This window comes from Streptomyces sp. LaPpAH-108 (assembly GCF_000373625.1).
In the GTDB taxonomy this organism is placed as follows: domain Bacteria; phylum Actinomycetota; class Actinomycetes; order Streptomycetales; family Streptomycetaceae; genus Streptomyces.
This window is the reverse complement of record NZ_KB891999.1, coordinates 141,747-161,513: the sequence shown is the minus strand read 5'-3', so window position 1 is coordinate 161,513 and position 19,767 is coordinate 141,747. Positions and strand designations below refer to the sequence as shown.

Sequence of the window (19,767 nt, the reverse complement as noted above, 5' to 3'; positions counted from 1 at the left end):
GCACGATGACCACGGTCCATGAGCCCACCGTCCCCGCCTCGGCCGCCGACCTGTCGGTGTGGCCCGCCTCGGCCACCGAGCCCCGGCCCGGCGACCTCGCCGTGGGCGGCGTCCCGCTTGCCGAGATCGCCGACCGCTTCGGCACCCCCGTCTACGTCCTTGACGAAGCCGAGGTCCGAAGCCGCTGCCGCACCTACCGGGAGGCATTCCCGAACGCCGAAGTTCTCTACGCGGCCAAGGCGTTCCTCTGCCGCGCCCTGGTTCACTGGATGGCCGACGAGGGTCTCGGCCTCGACGTCTGCTCCGCCGGTGAGCTCCAGCTCGCCGTCACCACCGGCTTTCCGCCCGAGCGCATCGTGCTGCACGGCAACGCCAAGTCCCCCCGCGACCTGGACACGGCCCTGCGTCTGGGGGTCGGCCGCATCGTCATCGACAGCCCCTCGGAGATAGCCCGGCTCGCTGCGGCCGTCGGGCCCGACGGCCATCAGAAGGTCATGGTGCGGGTCGTCCCCGGCATCAGCGCGGGCGGCCACGCGAAGATCCGTACCGGCACGGACGACCAGCAGTTCGGCCTGTCCATCGCCGACGGCTACGCGCAGCACGCCATCGCCCGCATCCTCGACCAGCCGCAGCTCGAACTCACCGGCCTGCACTGCCACTTGGGCTCCCAGATCACCAGCGTCAAGCCGTATCTGGCCGCCGTACGCCGCATGGCCGGGCTGCTGAGCCGCCTCCATGAGCAGCACGGACTGGTCCTGCCCGAACTCGACCTCGGCGGCGGCCACGGCATCGCCTACCGGCCCGGCGAGGAAGCCCTCGACCTGACGGCGCTGGCCCGCGCGGTCCGCACGGAACTGGCCGAAGCCTGCGCGGCGGCCCGGCTTCCCGTCCCCCGCCTGATCATCGAGCCGGGACGGGCCGTCGTGGGCCCCGCGGGCATCGCCCTGTACCGCGTCCTGTCCGTGAAGCGCACAGGCCACCACGTGTTCGTGGCCGTGGACGGCGGCATGGGCGACAACCCGCGCCCGGCCCTGTACGGCGTCCGGTACGCCCCACGGCTGATCGGCCGCCACAGCACCGCCGCCCTCGCCCCGGTGACCGTGGTGGGCCGCCACTGCGAGGCCGGCGACATCCTGGCCGCCGACATCGAACTCCCCGCCGACCTGCACCCCGGCGACCTGCTCGCCGTCCCGGTCGCCGGCGCCTACCACCTTTCCATGGCCTCCGGCTACAACCTGGTCGGCCGCCCTCCGGTGATCGCCGTCCGCGACGGCATCGCCCGCGTCCTGATCCGCCGCGAATCCCTGGAGGACATCCGCAACCGGGACGTGGGCCTGTAGGAAACCCGCTTCCTGACTCCGGGGCCATGATGACCGTGCGGTGGAGGATGGGCAGGCGGTCCTCGGTCTGAGCGGTGCGAGTGGCTGGCGCAGTGATACTCCGTGGATCTGCGGGAGCTGCAGGCGCCGGCGCGGCTGGATGTGCTGTGCGGGTTTCTTCGTGACATCGGGCGTCGGCTGGGCAAGCCGGTGGTGATGGTGTCCGAGGGGGCGGGGAGCGGAGTCGGCCGGTGCTGGGGTTCGATGTCGAGTCGGGCCACGTGGTGCTGCTGGGGAAGCCTCGGGCGTGAGGGCGCTGACGATCATGCCCCGGCGAGTCGTCGTTCCGCCCTCCGCCACGCCTCCGTTGCGCCCCGGGGCTCGTAGCGTTTCAGGGGCTGGGTGTCGGCCACGAGGGCGCGCATCTCGGTCAGGGAGGCGCCGGTGTCGCCGTAAGTGCGGGCCTGGACGAGGGTGTTGCCGAGGGCGGCGGCCTCGGTGGGGCCGGCGATGAGGGGGAGGCCGCAGGCGTCGGCGGTCAGTTGGCAGAGGAGGGGGTTGTGGGCGCCGCCGCCGACCAGGTGGACCACGTCGACGGGGTGGTCGGCGAGGCGCTGGACGTCCATGAGGGCGCGGCGGTGGGCCAGGGCCAGGGAGTCCAGGACGCAACGGACGGTGGCCGCCCGGGACTTCGGGGGCGGCTGGTCCGTGGTGCGGCACGCCGTGGCGATGCGGTGGGGCATGTCGCCGGGGGTGAGGAAGGCGGGGTCGCTCGCGTCCACCACCGATCTCAGGGGCTCCGACTCGGCCGCCTCACACAGGAGTTGGGCCAGGTCCGGCTCGTTCCACGCGCGCAGGCACTCCTGGAGGAGCCAGAGGCCCATGATGTTGCGGAGATAGCGGACGGTGGAGTCCAAGCCGAGTTCGTTCGTGAAGTTGGCGCGACGGCTCGCCTCGGTGAGGACGGGGGCGTCGAGTTCGAGGCCCGCGAGGGACCAGGTGCCGGTGCAGATGTACGCGAACCGTTCCCCGGTGCGGGCCGGTACGGCGGCTACGGCGGATGCCGTGTCGTGCGAGGCGACCGTGGTGACGGGGATCGGGCCGGTCAGACCGGTCTCTGTCAGGACGGTGGGCAGGAGGTGTCCGGCCGGGTCGCCCGGGTGGCGGAGGGGTGCGAAGAGGGTCGGGTCGATGCCGAGCTGCCGGGCCAACTCACCATTCCAGGAACGGGTGTTGGGGTCGATCAGCTGAGTGGTGGAGGCGTTGGTGAGTTCGGTGCCGCGCGTGCCCGTCAGCCAGTACGCCAGCAGGTCCGGGATCAGCAACACCTGGCGCGCGGCCCCGAGTTGGGCCGTGCCCCGGGCGGCGACCAGCTGATAGAGGGTATTGAACGGGGCGTACTGGATTCCCGTGCGCGCGTACAGCTCCGTCGCCGGGACCTGCGCCCACACCCGTTCGGCCACGCCCTCGGTGCGGGTGTCCCGGTAGTGCACCGGGTTGCCGAGCAGCGCCCCGTCGGCGTCGAGGAGGCCGTGGTCGACGGCCCAGGAGTCGATGCCGACCGAGGCCAGGGATGCCGTGCGCCCGGCGGCCCGTAGGCCGTCCAGGACCCCGGCGTACAGGGCGAGGATGTCCCAGTGCAGCCCGTCGGGGAGCCGGACCGGCCGGTTCGGGAAGCGGTGTGCCTCGGTCAGGTGGAGTGTGCCGGGGCCGACCCGGCCGACCATGACGCGCCCGCTGGACGCGCCGAGGTCGACGGCGGCGTACGCGCGCGTCCCGGCCGCGCCGCTCACCGCAGGAACGCGGCGGCCACACCCGCGTCGACCGGAAGGTGCGCACCCGTCGTATGGGTGAGGTCCCCGCCGGTCAGCGCGAACACCGCGTTGGCCACGTGCTCGGGCAGCACCTCCCGCTTGAGCAGGGTGCGTTGGGCGTAGAACTCGCCCAGCTTCTCCTCCTCGATGCCGTACGTCGCCGCGCGCCGCGCGCCCCAGCCGCCCGCGAAGATGCCGGAGCCGCGCACCACGCCGTCGGGGTTGATTCCGTTGACCCGGATGCCGTGCTCTCCCAACTCAGCGGCTAGGAGGCGTACTTGATGGGCCTGGTCGGCCTTGGCGGCGGAGTAGGCGATGTTGTTCGGGCCCGCGAAGACCGCGTTCTTGGAGGTGATGTAGACGATGTCGCCACCGAGTCGCTGCTCGGTCATCACCCGGGCCGCCTCGCGGGAGACCAGGAAGGAACCGCGGGCCATGATGTCGTGCTGGAGGTCCCAGTCGCGCGCCGTCGTCTCCAGCAGCGGCTTGGAGACGGAGATCCCGGCGCTGTTGACGACCAGGTCCACCCCGCCGAACGCGAGCACCGCTTGGCGGAAGGCATCGACGATCCGCTCCTCGTCCGTCACGTCCACCGTGACGGCAACCGCCCTGTCCGGACCGCCCAGTTCCTCGGCCACGGCTGCCGCGCCCTTGATGTCGGCCACCACCACACAGGCACCCTCGGCGGCCAGCCGGTGTGCGATCGCGCGGCCGATGCCGGAGCCCGCGCCCGTCACCAGTGCGATCCGGGTGGCCAGCGGGCGGGGCGCGGGCAGCCGCCGCAGCTTGGCCTCCTCCAACTCCCAGTACTCGATACGGAACTTCTCGCGCTCCTCGATCGGCGCGTACGACGACACCGCCTCGGCCCCGCGCATCACGCGGATCGCGTTGCGGTAGAATTCGCCCGCGACCCGGGCCGTCTGCTTGTCTTTCCCGTACGAGAACATGCCGATCCCCGGGACGAGGACGACCGCCGGGTCCGAGCCACGCATCGCGGGGGAGCCGGGGCCCGCGTGCCGGGCGTAGTACGCGGCGTACTCCTCCCGGTAGGCGGTGTGCAGTTCCCGCAGCCGGGCCTTCACCTCGTCCAGCGGGGTGCCCGGGGGGAGGTCGAGGACGAGGGGGCGTACTTTCGTGCGGAGGAAGTGGTCGGGGCAGGAGGTGCCGAGCGCGGCGAGCCTCGGGTGCTCGGTACGGGACAGGAAGTCGAGCACTTCGGGCGAGTCGTCGAAGTGTCCCACCTGGGGGCGGTCCTGTGAGGCGAGCGCGCGGATCGCCGGGGCCAGCTCGGCGGCCCGGACCCGGCGGGCGGCAGGCTCCAGCGGGGCGTACCCGGCGAGCAGCGGGCCGAAGGGCTCCGCCTTTCCGCGTGCGGTGAGGAAGTTCTCGGCGGTGCGGATGATGTGCAGGGCGTTGCGCTCGCACTCCGCCGAGGTGGCGCCCCAGGCGGTGATCCCATGGCCGCCGAGGATCACCCCGACGGCCTGCGGGTTGGCCTCCTTGACCCGGGCGATGTCCAGGCCCAGCTGGAAACCGGGCCGCCGCCACGGCACCCACACCACCTGGTCGCCGAAGCACTCGGCGGTCAGCTTCTCCCCGTCCGCCGCGCAGGCGAGCGCGATGCCGGAGTCCGGATGCAGATGGTCCACATGGGGGGCGTCCACCAGAGCGTGCATCGCGGTGTCGATGGACGGCGCCGCACCGCCCTTGCCGTGTAGGCAGTAGTCGAAGGCCGCGACCATCTCGTCCTCGCGGGCCTCCCCGGGGTAGACGTCCACGAGCGCCCGCAGCCGGTCCAGACGCAGCACGGCCAGGCCCTCCGCCGTGAGGGTGCCGAGGTCGCCGCCCGAGCCCTTGACCCACAGCAGGCCGATGTCGTCCCCGGTCACCGGGTCGGGGGCGGTGCCCTTCGCGGAGGCGTTGCCGCCCGCGTAGTTGGTGGTGCGGGGGTCGGCGCCGAGGCGGTGGGCGCGGTCCAGGAGGTCGGCCACCACTGGATGCCGGTCAGGCATGTGCGATTCCCCCATGTGGTGCCCCGCTATGTGGTGCCCCGCCATGTGTTCTGCCCCCATGTCGCTCACGCCCCCCACCCCGCCTGCTCCCCGCCCACCCGCTCCGCCACGATCCGTTCCTGCCACCCCGACCGCCGGTAGGCCGAGAGCGGGTCCGGATCAAGCCCCGCCTCCTGCCGCACCTCCGCGAGCAGCGGCCGTACGTCCGTGCTGAACGCGTCCATCAGGACCCCGTTGGCCGCCAGCACGTCCCCCGCGCGCTGGGCCTCGCCCAGGGCCTCCCCGTCGACCAGCAGCGCCTTCGCCGTGGCCTCCTGCACATTCATCACCGAGCGGATGATCGCCGGGATCTTCGCCTCGATGTTGTGGCACTGGTCGAGCATGAACGCCACGTCCGGCGTGAACCCGCCGCCGCGCACCACCTCGTACATGATGCGGAACAGCTGGAAGGGGTCGGCGGCCCCGGCCATCAGGTCGTCGTCCGCGTAGAAGCGGGAGTTGAAGTCGAAGCCGCCGAGCTTTCCCTCGCGCAGCAGCGTGGCGACGATGAACTCGATGTTGGTGCCGGGCGCGTGATGGCCGGTGTCCACCACCACCTGGGCCTTCGGGCCGAGTTGGAGACAGTGGACGTAGGCGGTGCCCCAGTCCGGTACGTCGGTGGCGTAGAAGGCCGGTTCGAAGAGCTTGTACTCCAGGAGCATCCGGTGGCCGTCGCCGAGGCGGTCGTAGACCGTGCGCAGCGCCTCGGCGAGCCGGTCCTGGCGGGTGCGGAGGTCGTCCTGGCCGGGGTAGTTGGTGCCGTCGGAGAACCAGAGCTTCAGGTCCCGGGAGCCGGTCGCCTCCATGATGCCGACGCAGTCCAGGAGATGGGCGACGGCCTTGCGGCGCACCGCGGGATCGGGGTTGGTGACCGACCCCAGCTTGTAGTCGTCGTCCTGGAACACATTGGAGTTGACCGCCCCGATCCGCAGCCCGCGCTTCTCGGCGTGGGCGGCCAGCGCCCCGTAGTCGTCGACGCGGTCCCACGGGATGTGCAGGGCGACGGTCGGCGCCACGCCCGTGTGCGCGTGCACCTGGGCGGCGTCGTCCAGTTTCTCGAAGGGGGTGCGGGGGACGCCGGGCTGCGCGAACACCTTGAAGCGCGTACCGGAGTTGGCGTATGCCCAGGACGGTGTCTCGACGGCCTGGGCCGTCAGCGCCGCCTTCACCTCGTCCCGCGTCAGGGTCCTGGTACCGGCGGCGTCCTTGCTGGTTCCGGAGGTCATCGCGCAGCCCTTCTCAAGGGTGGTTCCCGGTCGGTCAGTTGGCGAAGTGGTGGGTACCCGGGGGTGCGGTGAAGACGGTGCTGCCGTCCTCGCGGCGCAGGAGGCGGGCGGTGTCGCCGGTGACGTGCGCCGGTCGCCGGCCGTCGGGGATCCACACCTCGGCCGTGGTGCTGGGCGGCACGGTCAGGGTGAGCCGGAAGCCCTGGGCGTCCGTCGTCCAGTCCGTGGAGATGCGGCCGTACACCGAGTCGAAGCGGGCGTGCGCCTCGGTCACGCCGCCGCCGGGGCGCGGGCGTACGAGGATCTTCCGGAAGCCGGGTGCGGCGGGGGCGATCCCGGCGATGTGGGCGTACATCCACTCGCCGACCGAGCCGTACGCGTAGTGGTTGAAGGAGTTCATCCCGGCGTCCTGGAAGGTGCCGTCCGGCCTGATGGAGTCCCAGCGCTCCCACATGGTGGTGGCACCCCGGTCGATCTGGTAGCCCCAGCTGGGGAAGGTGCGCCGGGTCAGGAGCCGGTAGGCCACGTCCGTGTGGCCGGTCTCGGTGAGCACCGGCAGCAGGCGCGGGGTGCCGAGGAAGCCCGTCGAGAGGTGCCCGTCCCGTGCCTCGATCAGCTCCACCAGGCGGTCGGCGGCGGGTGCGCGGTCCGGCGCGGCGAGCAGATCCATGGAGAGGGCCAGGACGTACGCCGTCTGGGTGTCGCCCTTCACCCGGCCGCCCCCGGTGACGTACGCGGCCCGGAAGGCGTCGCGGACGTTCCCGAAGAGCGTCCGGTACGGGGCCGGGTCCTTGCCCAGGACCTCGGCCGCGGCGGCCACCAGCGCGGCGCTGTGCGCGAAGTACGCGGTGGCGATGACGTCCTTCGGGGTCTCGTCGTCGACGTTCAGCCAGTCGCCGTACCCCTCGGCCGGGCGCAGATACCCGGTGCTGTGCGCCTTCAGGTGGTCGAGCCAGCGGACCATCGACGCCCAGGCCCGCTCCAGCACCCGTACGTCTCCGTACGTCTGGTGGAGCGCCCAGGGGACGGTCACTCCGGCGTCGCCCCAACCCGCCGTGCCCGTACCGACGTCCATGTACGGCGCCACGTTGGGGAAGGCACCGTCCGCCGTCTGGCCGTCCCGCAGGTCGTCCAGCCACTTGGTGAGGAAGCGCGCGGACTCCATGGTGTAAGTAGCCGTCGGCGCGAAGACGTTGATGTCACCGGTCCAGCCGAGCCGTTCGTCGCGGGCCGGGGTGTCGGTGGGAATCGAGAGGAAGTTGCCGCGCTGGCCCCAAGTGATGTTGCTGTGCAGCTGGTTGAGCATCGGGACATCGGTCCTGAAGGGCATCGTGAAGGGGGCCGACGTATGGATCACGCGTCCGGTGACCGCGTCCAGCGGCGGCCTGCCCGGGTAGCCGGTGACCTCGACGTAGCGGAACCCGTGGAAGGTGAAGCGCGGTTCGAAGGTCTCGGTGCCCTCGCCCTTGAGGACGTAGGTGTCCGTGGCCCGCGCCGTGCGCAGATTCGCGGTGTAGAGCGTGCCGTCGGGGTTCAGCACCTCCGCGTGCCGCAGCCGTACGGTGGTGCCCGCCTCGCCCCGGACGCGCAGCCGGACCGCGCCCACCATGTTCTGGCCGAGGTCGAAGACGTGGACGCCGGGCCGGGGTTCGGTCACCCGCTTCGCGGGGAGGTCGCGTTCCAGGCGTACGGGGCCGTCGACCTGGGCGACCAGCGCGGCCGTCACCTTCTCCACCGCTTCCACGGTGGCCCAGGCGGAGTCGTCGTGGCCGGGCCGGGTCCAGCCCGGGGTCTCGCGCCGGGCGTCGTAGTCCTCGCCCGCCATCAGATCGGCGTTCGCGACGGGCCCGTTCGCCGCGCGCCAGTCGGTGCCGGACAGCACCCGCTCCGTCGAGCCGTCGGTGTACGTCACCTCCAACTGGCCGATGAACGCGGGGCGTTCGCCGTACTGGTGCGGGCCGTACCAGGCGATGCTGCCCGCGTACCAGCCCGCCGCGAGGGTCACCGCCAGCGCGTTGGCGCCACGGGTGAGCTGCTTCGTCACGTCGTACGTCTGGTACTGGACCCGCTCGCGGTAGTCGGTCCAGCCCGGCGCGAGCCGGTCCTCGCCCACGCGGGTGCCGTTGAGGTGAGCCTCGTAGAGGCCGAGCGCCGACGCGTACAGCCGGGCTCGCGCGACCTTCTTCCCGGGCGGGAGGCGGAACTCGTGGCGCAGCTGTGCGGCGGGGGAGTAGGCGGCCGAGATCCTGCCCCAGGGGCCGCCGCCCCATGGCGCGAGCACCTTGGCCGCGGCCCAGGAGCCGTCGTCGTAGTCGGCCGAACGCCAGTCGCCCGCAGGCTCCTTGTCGACGGTCTTCCAGGAGGCGTCGGTCACGACGGTGCGGACGCCGTCCGGGGTGGTCAGCTCGATCAGGCCGATGAGGCCCGCGGGCCCGGTCGTCGCGTTGGTCGCGGAGACGGCGAACACCACGGAGCCCGGCTCCAGTTGCGCGTCCACCACCACCGGGCGCCGCCAGTTGTCCGCCGGGCCGTCCGGTTCGACGTGGGCGAGCTGTACGCCGTCGGCGTGGGCGGTGAAGCCGTCGTCGGCCGACATGACCAGCCGGACCCGGGTCACCCCCTCGGGCACGTCGACGCGGCCACGGAACCAACGCGTCGCGGCAGGAGCGCTGCTGGCCGGATCGCCCTCGGGGAACCAGATCCAGGACGCGCCTTCCAGGGACGGTGCGCCGACCAGGCGTGCGGGAGCGGCGATCCACCGCGCCGACCAGTCGGAGGGCGCCGTCAGACCCGTCTCCCACCAGGAGGGCTCGCTCCACTCACCGGCGCGGTCCGCCGCGTCCCAGACGCGCACCTGCCAGTGATAGCGGGTGCGCGACCTCAACTCCGGTCCGGCGTACGGGACCAGGACCGAGTCCCGGGAGACGACCTTGCCGCTGTCCCACACGTCCGGCGCGGTCAGACGGGCCGGGGAGGTGGCCACCCGGACCTGATAGGCGCTCTGTGCCTGGCCCCGGCCCTGCGGTTCCAGTGGCCAACTGAGCCTGGGGTGCGCGGTGTCGAGTCCCAGGGGGTTGCTCACGTACTCCACGGTCGGACGGGAGACACGCAGTGGCCGGTGCCCGACGGCGGCGGCGACCTCGGACCCCGAGGGCCCGGCGGCCCCGGCGCCCCCAGCGGCCCCCGTGGTCTCGGAGGACCCGGCGGCCGAAGCCGCTCCCGTCCCCACGGCGGTCACGAGCGCGGAGGTGGCGGTGGTGCCCAACAGCTGTCTTCTGCTGATCACGTTCGGCTCCGTAACGACTCGGCAGTGAATCGTTTCACGGGAGGCGAAGCTAGGGGTGCGGATGCGGCCCGTCAAGGGGTGCGGGCCGGTCCCGCGCCGTCGGAAACAAATCCAACTCCGGCCCATTGACTCGGTAGTTGGGGCGGGTCTAGCTTCCGTGGGCACTGACTGAAACCTTTCACCCGACCGATCGGTGTGACCATGCCGGAGCCCCCCGTCCTGGCCGCGCAGGGCCTGAGCAAGTCCTTCGGCGCCGTCCGTGCGCTCCATGACGTCTCCCTGGAGCTGTACGCCGGCCGGGCCCATGCCCTGGCGGGCGAGAACGGCGCCGGGAAGTCCACCCTCATCAAGACGCTCGCGGGCGTCCACCGCCCCGACACCGGCGCCCTGTTGCTCGACGGGAAGCCGGTCGTCCTGCACGGCCCGGCCGACGCCCGCGACGCCGGGGTGGCCGTCATCTACCAGGAGCCGACGCTCTTCCCGGACCTGTCGGTCGCGGAGAACATCTTCATGGGCCGCCAGCCCCGCCGCTCCCTCGGACGCGTCGACCACAAGGCCATGAACACGGCCGCGAGGGATCTCTTCACCCGGCTCGCCGTCGACCTCGACCCCGAGCGGCCCGCGCGCGGTCTGTCCATCGCCGACCAGCAGCTGGTCGAGATCGCCAAGGCGCTCTCCTTCGACGCCCGCGTGCTGATCATGGACGAGCCGACGGCCGCCCTCACCGGCAGCGAGGTCGCCCGCCTCTTCGGCGTCGTGCGCACCCTGCGCGAACAGGGCTCCGCGATCCTGTTCATCTCCCACCGCCTGGAGGAGATCTTCGCCCTCTGCCAGGACGTCACCACGCTGCGGGACGGCAGGCTGATCGCGAGCGAGGCCGTCGAAGGGCTGACCGAGGACGATCTGGTGCGCCGCATGGTGGGCCGGGATCTCGACCAGCTCTATCCGAAGCAGACCGCCGAGATCGGTGAAGTCGCGCTCAAGGTCAGCCGGTTGACCCGTGAGGGTGTCTTCACCGACGTGTCCTTCGAGGTGCGGCGCGGTGAGATCGTGGGGCTCGCGGGGCTGGTCGGCGCCGGTCGCAGCGAGGTCGCGCGGGCCGTGTTCGGCGTCGACCGGTGGGACGCCGGATCGGTCGAGGTGTGCGGCAGGCCGCTGACCGGGGGCGCCCCGAGCGCCGCCATGGCCGCCGGGCTCGGGCTCGTCCCCGAGGACCGGCGCGCGCAGGGCCTGGTGATGGCCCTGTCCATCGAGCGCAACATCGGTCTGACCGGACTGCGCGCGACCACGCGGGCCGGACTGAGCAGCCGCCGCGCCGAACGCGACCGGGCCGTCGACTGGGCGGTCCGGCTGCGGGTCAAGCACGCGCGTCTCGCGGACGCCGTCAGCACCCTGTCCGGCGGCAACCAGCAGAAGGTCGTCCTCGCCAAGTGGCTCGCCACCGGGCCCAGGGTGCTCATCGTGGACGAGCCCACGCGCGGTATCGACATCGGCACCCGGGCCGAGGTGCACCGGCTGCTGTCCGGGCTCGCCGCCGACGGCGTGGCCGTCCTGATGATCTCCTCCGATCTGCCGGAGATCCTGGGCATGGCCGACCGCGTCGTCGTCATGCGCGAAGGACGGCTCACCGCCGAGATCCCGCGCGCGTCCGCCACCGAGGAGTCCGTGCTGGCGGCGGCCACCGGGAGGGCGGCATGACCGTCACCGAGCACCCGCAGGCCCCGGCCGTCGGACCGCAGCGCTCCCGCGCCACCCGGCTCGTCGACCGCGTGCTGAGACTGCGCGAACTCGCCATCCTCCTCGTCCTGTTGGTGATGATCGCGGTCACCCAGGCGGACAACAGCGCGTTCCTCTCCACCCAGGGCGTCAAGGACCTTCTGCTCAACGCGACGATCCTGGTGCTCGTCGCCACCGGCCAGGCGCTCGTCGTCGTCACCCGCAACGTCGACCTGTCCGTCGGCTCCGTCCTCGGCCTGTGCGCCTTCGCCGCCGGTGACCACCTCCAGGGCGGCGGCTCGGTCACGGTCGCGATCCTGCTCGCGGTCGCCCTCGGCATCGGCTGCGGGCTGCTCAACGGCGCCCTCGTCAGCCTCGGCCAGGTCCCCGCCCTCGTCGTCACCCTCGGCAGCCTCTACATCGTGCGGGGCCTGGACTCCCTCTGGGTCGGCTCCCGCCAGATCACCGCCTCCGACCTGCCCGGCGGCTTCGTCGACTTCGGCTCCGGCGGTCTCGGCGCCGTCCCCTGGCTCGTCCTGATCGCCCTCGCCGTCCTGGTCGTCACCGCCTTCTACCTGCGCCATTACGGCGGCGGACGCGAGCTGTACGCCCTCGGCTCCAACCCCGAGGCGGCACGCCTGGCCGGCATCCCGGTACGACGGCGCGTCCTCGCCGTCTACACCGCCTGCGGAGCCCTCAGCGGACTCGCCGGCGCCCTCTACCTCGCCCGGTTCGGCAACGTCGACAGCTCCACCGGCAGCGGCTACGAACTCACCGTCGTCAGCGCCGTGGTGGTCGGCGGCGTCGCCTTCACCGGGGGTGCGGGAAGCGTCTGGGGCGCGGCGCTCGGGGCCCTGCTGCTCACCACCGTGGGCAGTGTGCTCCCCGCCCTCGGCGTCAGCTCCGTGTGGGTGCTGGCCGTCAACGGTGTCCTGCTCGTCCTCGCCATCGCCGTCGACCGGATCGTGGCGCTGCGCGTCGCCCGCGCGCTGAAGAAACGGTCCCTGTCGAACCGGAGGGAAGGCCACCATGGGTGACACGCCCACGCCCCTGTCGCGAGCTGTCCGCTGGGACACCATGGTCGGCGCCCTCCTGCTCGTCCTGCTCCTGCTGTCCTTCTCCTTCGTGGACGGCTTCGGCAACGCGCTCAACCTGTCGTTCCTGATCGGCAACACCCTGCCGGTCGCGCTGATCGCGCTGCCCATGACGCTGCTGGTGGTGTCCGGCGAGATCGACCTGTCGGTGGCCTCCACCGCCGGACTGTCCGGGGCGGTGCTGGGCGCCCTGTGGAACGCCGGAATGCCCATCGAGACGATCATCCCGCTCTGTCTGCTGCTCGGCGTCGTGTGCGGGCTGGTCAACGGCCTCCTGGTGACCCGCCTCGGGCTGCCGTCCCTCGCCGTCACCATCGGCACCATGGCCGCCTACCGGGGCATCGCGCAGATCGTCCTCGGCTCCGACGCGGTCACCGACTTCCCCGCCCGCTACCTCGACTTCGCGGCGGGACGCATCGACGGCACCTTCGTCCCGTACGCCCTGCCGCCCTTCCTCGTCCTGCTCGCGCTCGCCGTCGTCACCCTGCATGCGACCCCGTTCGGCCGGTCCCTCTTCGCCATCGGGGCCAACGAAGAGGCGGCGCGGTTCGCGGGGATTCGGGTGAAGCGGCAGAAGCTGTGCCTGTTCACCGTCACCGGCCTGATGGCCTCCGCCACCGGCATCTTCTGGGCCCTGCACTACGCCAGCGCCCGCTACGACAACGCCACGGGGCTCGAACTCTCCGTCATCGCGGCCGTGTTGCTCGGCGGTGTCGCCTTCGACGGCGGCCGGGGAACGCTCGGGGGCGCCCTCGCCGGGGTCTTCCTGCTCGGCACCCTGCAGAACGTGATGAGCCTGCTCGACGTCTCCGCGCAGTCCCAGATCGTCGTCACCGGCGTCCTGCTCGTCGTCTCCGTGCTCGGCCCGCGCCTCGCCCGCCGGATCACCGCCGCGCGGGCCGGGCGCGGCGCCGCGGCCACCGTCCCGACGCACGCCTCCTGAAGGGAACCCCGCGATGTCAACTCCCGCGATCCGCAAGGTGAGTACGGCACTCGCCGCCGTCATCACACTCGCCCTCACCGCGACCGCGTGCGGGGGCACCACCAAGAAATCCGTGGCGGAGGAGGACGGCGGCGCGAAGGCGTCCCACGCCAAGGCCGACCCGAACGCCGCCACCAGGAAGGGACTCACGGTCGCCTTCCTGCCCAAGCAGGTCAACAACCCCTACTTCACCGTCGCCGACAAGGGCGGAGAGCGCGCGCTGAAGCAACTGGGCTCCTCCTTCAAGGAAGTCGGCCCGAGCAGCGCCACCGACACCTCCGGACAGGTCTCCTACGTCAACACCCTCACCCAGCAACAGGTCGACGCCGTCGCCGTGTCCGCCCAGGACCCCGGCGCCCTGTGCACCGCGCTCAAGCAGGCCATGAAGAACGGCATCAAGGTCGTCACCTACGACTCCGACACCAATGCCGGGTGCCGTGACGTGTTCGTCTCGCAGGCGAGCGCGGAGGCCCTAGGCCGCTCCCAGGTCCAACTCCTCGGCAAACAGCTGGATTACCAGGGAGAGATCGCGATCCTCTCCGCCGCGCAGACGGCCACCAACCAGAACACCTGGATCGGGTTCATGAAGGACGAACTCAAGAAGCCGAAGTACAAGAACATGAAGCTGGTCGCGACCGCCTACGGCAACGACGACGCCCAGCAGTCCTTCCAGCAGACCCAGGGCCTCCTCCAGGAACACCCGAAGCTGGCCGGGATCATCTCCCCGACCACCGTCGGCATCAAGGCCGCCGCGCAGTACCTGTCCGGCTCCAAGTACAAGGGCAAGGTCGAGCTGACCGGCCTCGGCACCCCCAACGACATGCGCCGGTACGTCAAGAACGGCACGGTCGGCGCCTTCGAACTGTGGGATCCCGCCAAGCTCGGCGCCCTCGCCGCGCACGCTGCCGTCGCGCTCTCCTCCGGGCAGATCACCGGGCAGCGCGGCGAGACGTTCGAGGCCGGGGACCTCGGCAGCTTCACCATCGGCGACCAGGGCGTCATCGACCTCGGCGAGCCCACCGTCTTCGACAAGGGCAACATCGACAAGTACAAGTTCTGACCGGCGCCGAGGGCGGTGCGTCGCGCCCGGCATAGGCTGGACGCGGGGTGGGGGACAGGGGAACGGAGCACAGGCGCGCATGGCAGGCAGAGTCGGCATCAAGGACGTGGCCCGGCACGCGGGGGTCTCGGTGGGCACCGTCTCGAACGTCATCAACCGCCCCGAGACGGTCACCGAGGAGACCCGGCTGCGCGTCCAGTCCGTCATCGACCGGCTCGGCTACGTCCGCAGCGAGAGCGCCCGCCAACTCCGCGCCGGACGCAGCCGGATCATCTCGCTGCTCGTCCTCGACATGGGCAACCCCTTCTTCGTGGACGTCGCGCGCGGAGCCGAACGGGCCGCGCGCGAGGCGGGGATCGGCGTCATGGTCTGCAACAGCGGCCAGAACCCCGCCGAAGAGGCCGAATACCTCTCCCTCTTCGCCGAACACCGCGTCCGTGGCGTCCTGTTGACCCCGGCCGACGCCACGGGCCGCAACATCGACGCCTTCCGCCGCCACCGCATCCCGTTCGTCCTGGTCGACCGGGTCGCCGAGGGCACCACCGAATGCTCGGTCTCCGTGGACGACGTGGCGGGCGGACTGCTCGCCGTACGCCACCTCGTCGACACCGGCCACCGCTCCCTCGCCTACGTCAGCGGCCCGCCCCAGCTCAACCAGGTCAAGGACCGCCGCGAAGGCGCCCTCCTCGCCCTCTCCCAGGCCGGTCTGCCCCCCGAAGCCCTCCGCGAACTCCCCACCGACCGCCTCGACGTCGCCGCCGGCCGCGACGCGGGCGCCCGCCTCCTCGGCCTCGCCCACCGCCCCACGGCCGTCTTCTGCGCCAACGACCTCCTCGCCCTCGGCGTCCTCCAGGCCCTCTACGCCGCCGGGGTCAAGGTCCCCCAGGACATGGCCCTCGTCGGCTACGACGACATCGAGTTCGCGGCGGCCTCGGCGGTACCCCTGACCTCGGTACGGCAGCCCGCGGTGACCATGGGCGCCCTGGCGACGGAACTGCTGCTGGAGGAGACGGAGGCGGGAGCGGGTGGTCATACGCACCGGCGGGTGGTGCTGCAGCCGGAGCTGGTGGTGCGGGGGTCGAGTCTGGTGGCGCGATGAGCGGGGGGCGTGCACACGGGCCGTAGCCGGTGTCCGCTGCCAGGCCGTCCGTCCCGGCCCCGCTCATGACCTCACGACCCCCCGCGCTCGCGCGGAATCTTCTCGCCCGCCTCGATCGCCACCGGCAGCCGGTTCTCCGCCGGGGGCAGCGGGCAGGTGGCGAGGTCGGTGTACGCGCACGGGAGGTTCGCGGCGCGGTTGAAGTCCAGGAGGACCGTGCCGTCGGGGGCGGGCGGGTCGAGGGAGAGGGAACGGTTCGCGGCGTAGGTGGTGACCCCGGAGGTGGCGTCGGTGAACAGGACCATCAGACGGCCCTCGCCCGCGCCCGGGAACGCGGTCAACGAGAGCGCCCGGCCGTCGAGTTCGAACTCGATGCGGCCCGGCGCGTCGTACACGTGCTCAAGACCCTCGACCGCGGCGCCCACGGTGGTGGGGCGGGGCGCGTCGAAGGGGACGTAGCGGCCGGTGACGGCCCAGCGGGGGTCGGGGGCGTAGGCGGGGGTGCCGGTGAAGGCCGTACGCAGCGGTGCGTCCGGGTGGCGGGGGCGGACGATGTCGTGGCCGCCGCGCTTGGCGATCTCGATGACGGCGTCGCCCCACACGGCGTCGACCCCGCCGCGTTCGGGCAGGACGCCGAAGTGGTGCTCGCCGTGGACCGGCACACCGTCCACCAGCAGTTCCTCGCCCTCGTCCAGGTGCACCACGACACCCTCGGCGCCGGTGCGCCAGGTGCCCGGCGCGTCCGGGAAGCGCTGCGGGCGGTCGTCCAGCCAGTGCAGACCGGTGATCGCCAGGAAGCCGTGCGGGTCGGCGAGCCGGGCCTCGTGGGCGCGGTACCACTCCAGCCAGTCCTCGGTGAAGGCGCGGAGGTCGGTGGTGGTCGCTTCGGTGGTCATGTGGGCTCCTTCGATGTGGGGAAGCACCATGTGGGGTGCGGCAGGGGGCGTGCGGCGCGGTGGGGCGAAAGGATCAGGAAGCCAGCTCGCCCAGGAGGGCCCAGGTCCGGCGGCGGTCCTCGTCGCCCGCGATCTCCGTGCCGGAGAACACGACCTCCGTGGCACCGGCGTCCCGGTAGCGCCGTACCTCCGCCGCGACCGTCTTCTCGTCTCCGATCACGGCCACGTCGGAGGCGCGGCGGGCGCCGGAGAGTTCGAGGACACGGGCGTAGGACGGGATCTGTTCGTAGAAGGCGAGGTATTCCGTGGCCTTCTGCCGCACCGCGTCCACGTCGTCCGTGACCACGCCGGGTACGAGGGCCACGACGCGGGGCGCGGGACGGCCCGCGGCCTCGGCCGCGGCGGTCAGGGCGGGGACGATGTGCTCCGCGAGGGCGCGTGGCCCGGCCAGGTACGGCAGGATGCCGTCCGCCAGCTCGCCGCTGACCCGCAGCGCCTGCGGTCCCATCGCGGCGACCAGGAGGGGCACGCCGTCCTCGGCGCCGGTCACGCGCGCGGGGACCGGGGTGGTGGCGGTCAGCAGCTCACCGTGGAAGTCGGCCGTCCCGGTCGCGGTCAACTGCCGTAGCGCGGTGAGGAATTCACGCAGCCGGGCGATGGGCCGTTCGAAGGGCAGCCCGAACCCGGTCTCCGTGAGCAGCTTCGTGCCGAGGGCCAGGCCGAGGTGGTAGCGGCCGTGCGTCGCCGCCTGGGCGGTCAGCGCCTGGCTGGACACGAGCAGCGGATGGCGGCCGAAGACGGGGATCGCGGAGGTGCCCACCTGCAGCCCGGGCACCTCACGCCCCACGATCGCCGCGAGCTGGGGCGAGTCCGCGCCGAAGGTCTGGCCGAACCAGGCCGACCGCAGCCCGGCCGCCGCGGCCTCCCGGGCCAGCAGTACGGTGGCGTCCACCTGATTCGGCGCGTCGGCCGCGTTGAGCGCTACTCCAACAGTCATGTCAGTGAAAACGGCCGTCGGCGGGGGCCGCATTCCGGTTCTTCTGTGACAGCTTCTTGTCAGTCGTGTGTACGGGCACCGGGACCGGGGCGGGGTGGGCGGCCCGCACCGAGCCATGGATGCGCCGCGTCGGCCAGGTCGGCCCCGGTCGCCGCCGTCGTCCGTCAGCCGTTGAACTTCGTCATGTCGATGACGAAGCGGTAGCGGACCTGGGAGTGGTGGAGTCGGTCGAAGGCGTCGTTGACGTCCTTCATCTCGATCTTCTCGATACGGGCGGCCACTTGGTGTGCGGCGCAGAAGTCGAGCATGTCCTGGGTGTCCTTCATGCCGCCGGCCGAGGAGGCCGCGTAGGAGCGGCGGGCGGGGATGAGCGCCCAGTTGTTCATGGTGATGTCGTCGGCGGGGGCGCCGACGTTGACGAGGGTGCCGTCCTTGGCGAGGAGGCCGAGGTACGCGCTGAAGTCGAGCGCGTCGGAGACGGTGCACAGGATGAGGTCGAAGCGGCCCGCCAACTGTTCGAAGACGGCGGGGTCTTCGGTGGCGTAGTAGTGGTCCGCCCCCAGCGCGATGCCGTCGTCCTTCTTGTTCAGGGTGCGGGAGAGGACGGTGACCTCGGCGCCCATGGCGTGGGCGATCTGGACGGCGATGTGGCCCAGGCCGCCCATGCCGAGGACGGCCACCTTCACACCGGGGCCTGCCTTCCAGTGGGCCAGGGGCGAGTAGGTGGTCACACCGGCGCACATCAGGGGAGCGGCGGCATCGAGGGGGAGGCTGTCGGGGATGCGGGCGACGTAACGCTCGTCCACGACGATCTCCTGGGAGAAGCCTCCGTGGTTGGGGCTGCCGTCGCGCCCCAGCGCGTTGTAGGTGGGGTTGACCTGGGCGCAGTAGACCTCTTCGCCCTGGCGGCACTGGTCACAGGTGCGGCAGGAGTCGACGTAGGTGCCCACGCCGACGCGGTCGCCGACGGCGTACCGGGTGACCTCAGGCCCCGTCTCGACGACGACGCCCGCGATCTCGTGGCCCGGGACCATCGGGTAGATCCCCTTGCCCCAGCCGTCGGCGGTCTGGATGAGGTCGGTGTGGCAGATGCCCGCGTAGTGGATCTCGATGCGCACGTCGGTGCCCCGGACCGCACGGCGCTCGATGGTCGTGGGCTCCAGCGGGGCGTGGACGGCGGGTGCCGCGTAAGCAGCGGTGGGGGTCATGAGGGTCTTCCTGTGCGGAGGGGATTGCCTTGAACGGACGTGAACCGGCAGGCGCGCAAGCCGTGTTCAGAACGCCTGGTCCGTCGGGCGGATCACGATCTCGTTGATGGCGCGGCGACGCGGGCTGGTGGTGACGTAGGCGACCGCGTCCGCGATGTCCTCGGGGTGCAGCTTCTCGATACCGGCGAAGAGCTGCTCGTCGCTCTCCTGGACGTGCGGCTGCTGGTGACCGAAGAGTTCGGTGTCGACGGCGCCGGGGCCGATCACGGAGAAGCGGACGTTGCGGCGGGTGAACTCCTGGCGCCAGGACTCGGTGGCCGCGGTGACGCCGAACTTGGTGGCGTTGTAGATCGCCACGGTGGGGTGGGCCTGGCGGCCCGCGACGGAGCTGATGTTGACCACGTCGGCGACCTGGCGGTCGGCGCTCTTCGCGGCCTCCAGCAGGTGGGGGAGCGCGGCCTGGGTGACGTACATCAGCCCCTTGAGGTTGACGTCCACCATCTGGTCCCACTCCTCGGTCCGGGCGCGCAGGGTGTCGCCGTTGAGCATGACACCGGCCGCGTTGACCAGGATGTCGAGCCGTCCGAACCGGTCGACGACCTGCTCGACGACTCCGTTCGCGGCCTCCGCGTCGGTGAGGTCGGCCTCCACCGCGAGGGCCCGGCCTCCCTTCGCCTCGATGGCCCGGGCCAGTTCCTCCACCCGCTCACGGCGCCGTGCGACCAGCGCCACGGCGGCGCCCTCCTCTGCGAGCCGTACGGCGGTGGCGCGGCCGATGCCGCTGCTGGCTCCCGTGACGACCGCCACCGTGGCTTCGAGCTTCGCGGACATACTTCGCTCCTTCTGGGCATAAGGGCAGTTCAGTGACCTATGTATGTGGCCTCTCACATCAATGTAAGAGCCCTCTCTCATTGAGTCAAACACCGGGAAGGGTGGGATCATGTGGCGCTCGCACATGTGGCCGTGCATGCCGGGTCGGCTTGGGCCGTCTTGATGTAAGATGTCTCTTACATTCAGTG

At 71.8% G+C, this 19,767-nt stretch carries 14 protein-coding genes and 1 pseudogene; 7 read left to right on the top strand and 8 right to left on the bottom strand.

The window, feature by feature from the left end:
• Positions 1-5: 5 nt before the first annotated feature.
• Positions 6-1,340, top strand: a complete 1,335-nt coding sequence (lysA, locus tag B079_RS0129495) for a diaminopimelate decarboxylase (protein ID WP_018549457.1) — start codon at positions 6-8, stop codon at positions 1,338-1,340.
• Positions 1,341-1,436: 96 nt separating this feature from the next.
• Positions 1,437-1,630, top strand: a pseudogene (locus B079_RS36175) (hypothetical protein); the annotation flags it as partial.
• Between the two features lie 12 nt (positions 1,631-1,642).
• Here the strand turns inward: B079_RS36175 and B079_RS0129490 are convergent.
• From B079_RS0129490 to B079_RS0129475, 4 genes are all read right to left on the bottom strand, one after another.
• A complete protein-coding gene (locus B079_RS0129490; RefSeq protein WP_018549456.1) occupies positions 1,643-3,112 on the bottom strand; it encodes a rhamnulokinase in 1,470 nt (489 codons plus the stop codon).
• Positions 3,109-5,145 carry a bifunctional rhamnulose-1-phosphate aldolase/short-chain dehydrogenase gene (locus tag B079_RS0129485; protein WP_037802256.1) on the bottom strand — a complete coding sequence of 679 codons (2,037 nt, stop codon included), beginning with the start codon at positions 5,143-5,145 and terminating at the stop codon, positions 3,109-3,111. Before B079_RS0129485 ends, B079_RS0129490 begins: the two co-directional genes overlap by 4 nt.
• A 65-nt stretch (positions 5,146-5,210) precedes the next feature.
• Positions 5,211-6,410 carry an L-rhamnose isomerase gene (gene rhaI / locus B079_RS0129480; protein ID WP_018549454.1) on the bottom strand — a complete coding sequence of 400 codons (1,200 nt, stop codon included), beginning with the start codon at positions 6,408-6,410 and terminating at the stop codon, positions 5,211-5,213.
• Between the two features lie 34 nt (positions 6,411-6,444).
• Complete coding sequence (locus B079_RS0129475) at positions 6,445-9,696, bottom strand: alpha-L-rhamnosidase (RefSeq protein ID WP_026249208.1); 3,252 nt, start codon at positions 9,694-9,696, stop codon at positions 6,445-6,447.
• A 201-nt stretch (positions 9,697-9,897) separates the two neighbouring features.
• On the opposite strand from B079_RS0129475, the gene B079_RS0129470 reads away from it, so the two are divergent.
• The 5 genes from B079_RS0129470 to B079_RS0129450 all read left to right on the top strand — a co-directional run bounded on the left by B079_RS0129470 (position 9,898) and on the right by B079_RS0129450 (position 15,647).
• Positions 9,898-11,394: a sugar ABC transporter ATP-binding protein gene (locus tag B079_RS0129470; RefSeq protein WP_018549452.1), complete on the top strand. Its 1,497-nt coding sequence runs from the start codon at positions 9,898-9,900 to the stop codon at positions 11,392-11,394.
• Complete coding sequence (locus B079_RS0129465) at positions 11,391-12,449, top strand: ABC transporter permease (protein ID WP_018549451.1); 1,059 nt, start codon at positions 11,391-11,393, stop codon at positions 12,447-12,449. Before B079_RS0129470 ends, B079_RS0129465 begins: the two co-directional genes overlap by 4 nt.
• Positions 12,442-13,449, top strand: coding sequence for an ABC transporter permease (locus B079_RS0129460; protein ID WP_018549450.1), 1,008 nt, complete (start codon positions 12,442-12,444; stop codon positions 13,447-13,449). The genes B079_RS0129465 and B079_RS0129460 overlap by 8 nt, the downstream gene beginning before the upstream one ends.
• 13 nt (positions 13,450-13,462) lie before the next feature.
• Entirely contained in the window at positions 13,463-14,548 is a 1,086-nt protein-coding gene (gene rhaS / locus B079_RS0129455) for a rhamnose ABC transporter substrate-binding protein (RefSeq protein ID WP_018549449.1), read from the top strand.
• 79 nt (positions 14,549-14,627) lie between these two features.
• Positions 14,628-15,647, top strand: a complete 1,020-nt coding sequence (locus B079_RS0129450) for a LacI family DNA-binding transcriptional regulator (RefSeq protein WP_018549448.1) — start codon at positions 14,628-14,630, stop codon at positions 15,645-15,647.
• A 71-nt stretch (positions 15,648-15,718) separates the two neighbouring features.
• Here the strand turns inward: B079_RS0129450 and B079_RS0129445 are convergent, their stop codons facing one another.
• The 4 genes from B079_RS0129445 to B079_RS0129430 form a co-directional block, all read right to left on the bottom strand.
• Positions 15,719-16,543 (bottom strand): DUF1684 domain-containing protein, encoded by an 825-nt coding sequence (locus B079_RS0129445; protein WP_018549447.1) that lies wholly within the window; start codon positions 16,541-16,543, stop codon positions 15,719-15,721.
• Positions 16,544-16,616: 73 nt separating this feature from the next.
• Entirely contained in the window at positions 16,617-17,540 is a 924-nt protein-coding gene (locus B079_RS0129440; protein WP_026249206.1) for an LLM class F420-dependent oxidoreductase, read from the bottom strand.
• 164 nt (positions 17,541-17,704) lie between these two features.
• The gene (locus tag B079_RS0129435; RefSeq protein ID WP_018549445.1) at positions 17,705-18,748 is read right to left on the bottom strand and encodes an NAD(P)-dependent alcohol dehydrogenase; all 1,044 of its coding nucleotides are present in this window, start codon (positions 18,746-18,748) and stop codon (positions 17,705-17,707) included.
• 66 nt (positions 18,749-18,814) lie between these two features.
• Positions 18,815-19,579, bottom strand: a complete 765-nt coding sequence (locus tag B079_RS0129430) for an SDR family NAD(P)-dependent oxidoreductase (RefSeq protein WP_018549444.1) — start codon at positions 19,577-19,579, stop codon at positions 18,815-18,817.
• Between the last annotated feature and the right edge of the window lie 188 nt (positions 19,580-19,767).

What these genes read in the sequence shown, in the direction of transcription:
- rhaI (WP_018549454.1), bottom strand. Translation starts at nt 6,410, where the DNA reads ATGACCTCCGGAACCAGCAAGGACGCCGCCGGTACCAGGACCCTGACG.
- B079_RS0129465 (WP_018549451.1), top strand. Translation starts at nt 11,391, where the DNA reads ATGACCGTCACCGAGCACCCGCAGGCCCCGGCCGTCGGACCGCAGCGC.
- B079_RS0129435 (WP_018549445.1), bottom strand. Translation starts at nt 18,748, where the DNA reads ATGACCCCCACCGCTGCTTACGCGGCACCCGCCGTCCACGCCCCGCTG.
- B079_RS0129450 (WP_018549448.1), top strand. Translation starts at nt 14,628, where the DNA reads ATGGCAGGCAGAGTCGGCATCAAGGACGTGGCCCGGCACGCGGGGGTC.
- rhaS (WP_018549449.1), top strand. Translation starts at nt 13,463, where the DNA reads ATGTCAACTCCCGCGATCCGCAAGGTGAGTACGGCACTCGCCGCCGTC.
- B079_RS0129430 (WP_018549444.1), bottom strand. Translation starts at nt 19,579, where the DNA reads ATGTCCGCGAAGCTCGAAGCCACGGTGGCGGTCGTCACGGGAGCCAGC.
- B079_RS0129485 (WP_037802256.1), bottom strand. Translation starts at nt 5,145, where the DNA reads ATGCCTGACCGGCATCCAGTGGTGGCCGACCTCCTGGACCGCGCCCAC.
- B079_RS0129445 (WP_018549447.1), bottom strand. Translation starts at nt 16,543, where the DNA reads ATGACCACCGAAGCGACCACCACCGACCTCCGCGCCTTCACCGAGGAC.
- B079_RS0129440 (WP_026249206.1), bottom strand. Translation starts at nt 17,540, where the DNA reads ATGACTGTTGGAGTAGCGCTCAACGCGGCCGACGCGCCGAATCAGGTG.
- lysA (WP_018549457.1), top strand. Translation starts at nt 6, where the DNA reads ATGACCACGGTCCATGAGCCCACCGTCCCCGCCTCGGCCGCCGACCTG.
- B079_RS0129460 (WP_018549450.1), top strand. Translation starts at nt 12,442, where the DNA reads ATGGGTGACACGCCCACGCCCCTGTCGCGAGCTGTCCGCTGGGACACC.
- B079_RS0129470 (WP_018549452.1), top strand. Translation starts at nt 9,898, where the DNA reads ATGCCGGAGCCCCCCGTCCTGGCCGCGCAGGGCCTGAGCAAGTCCTTC.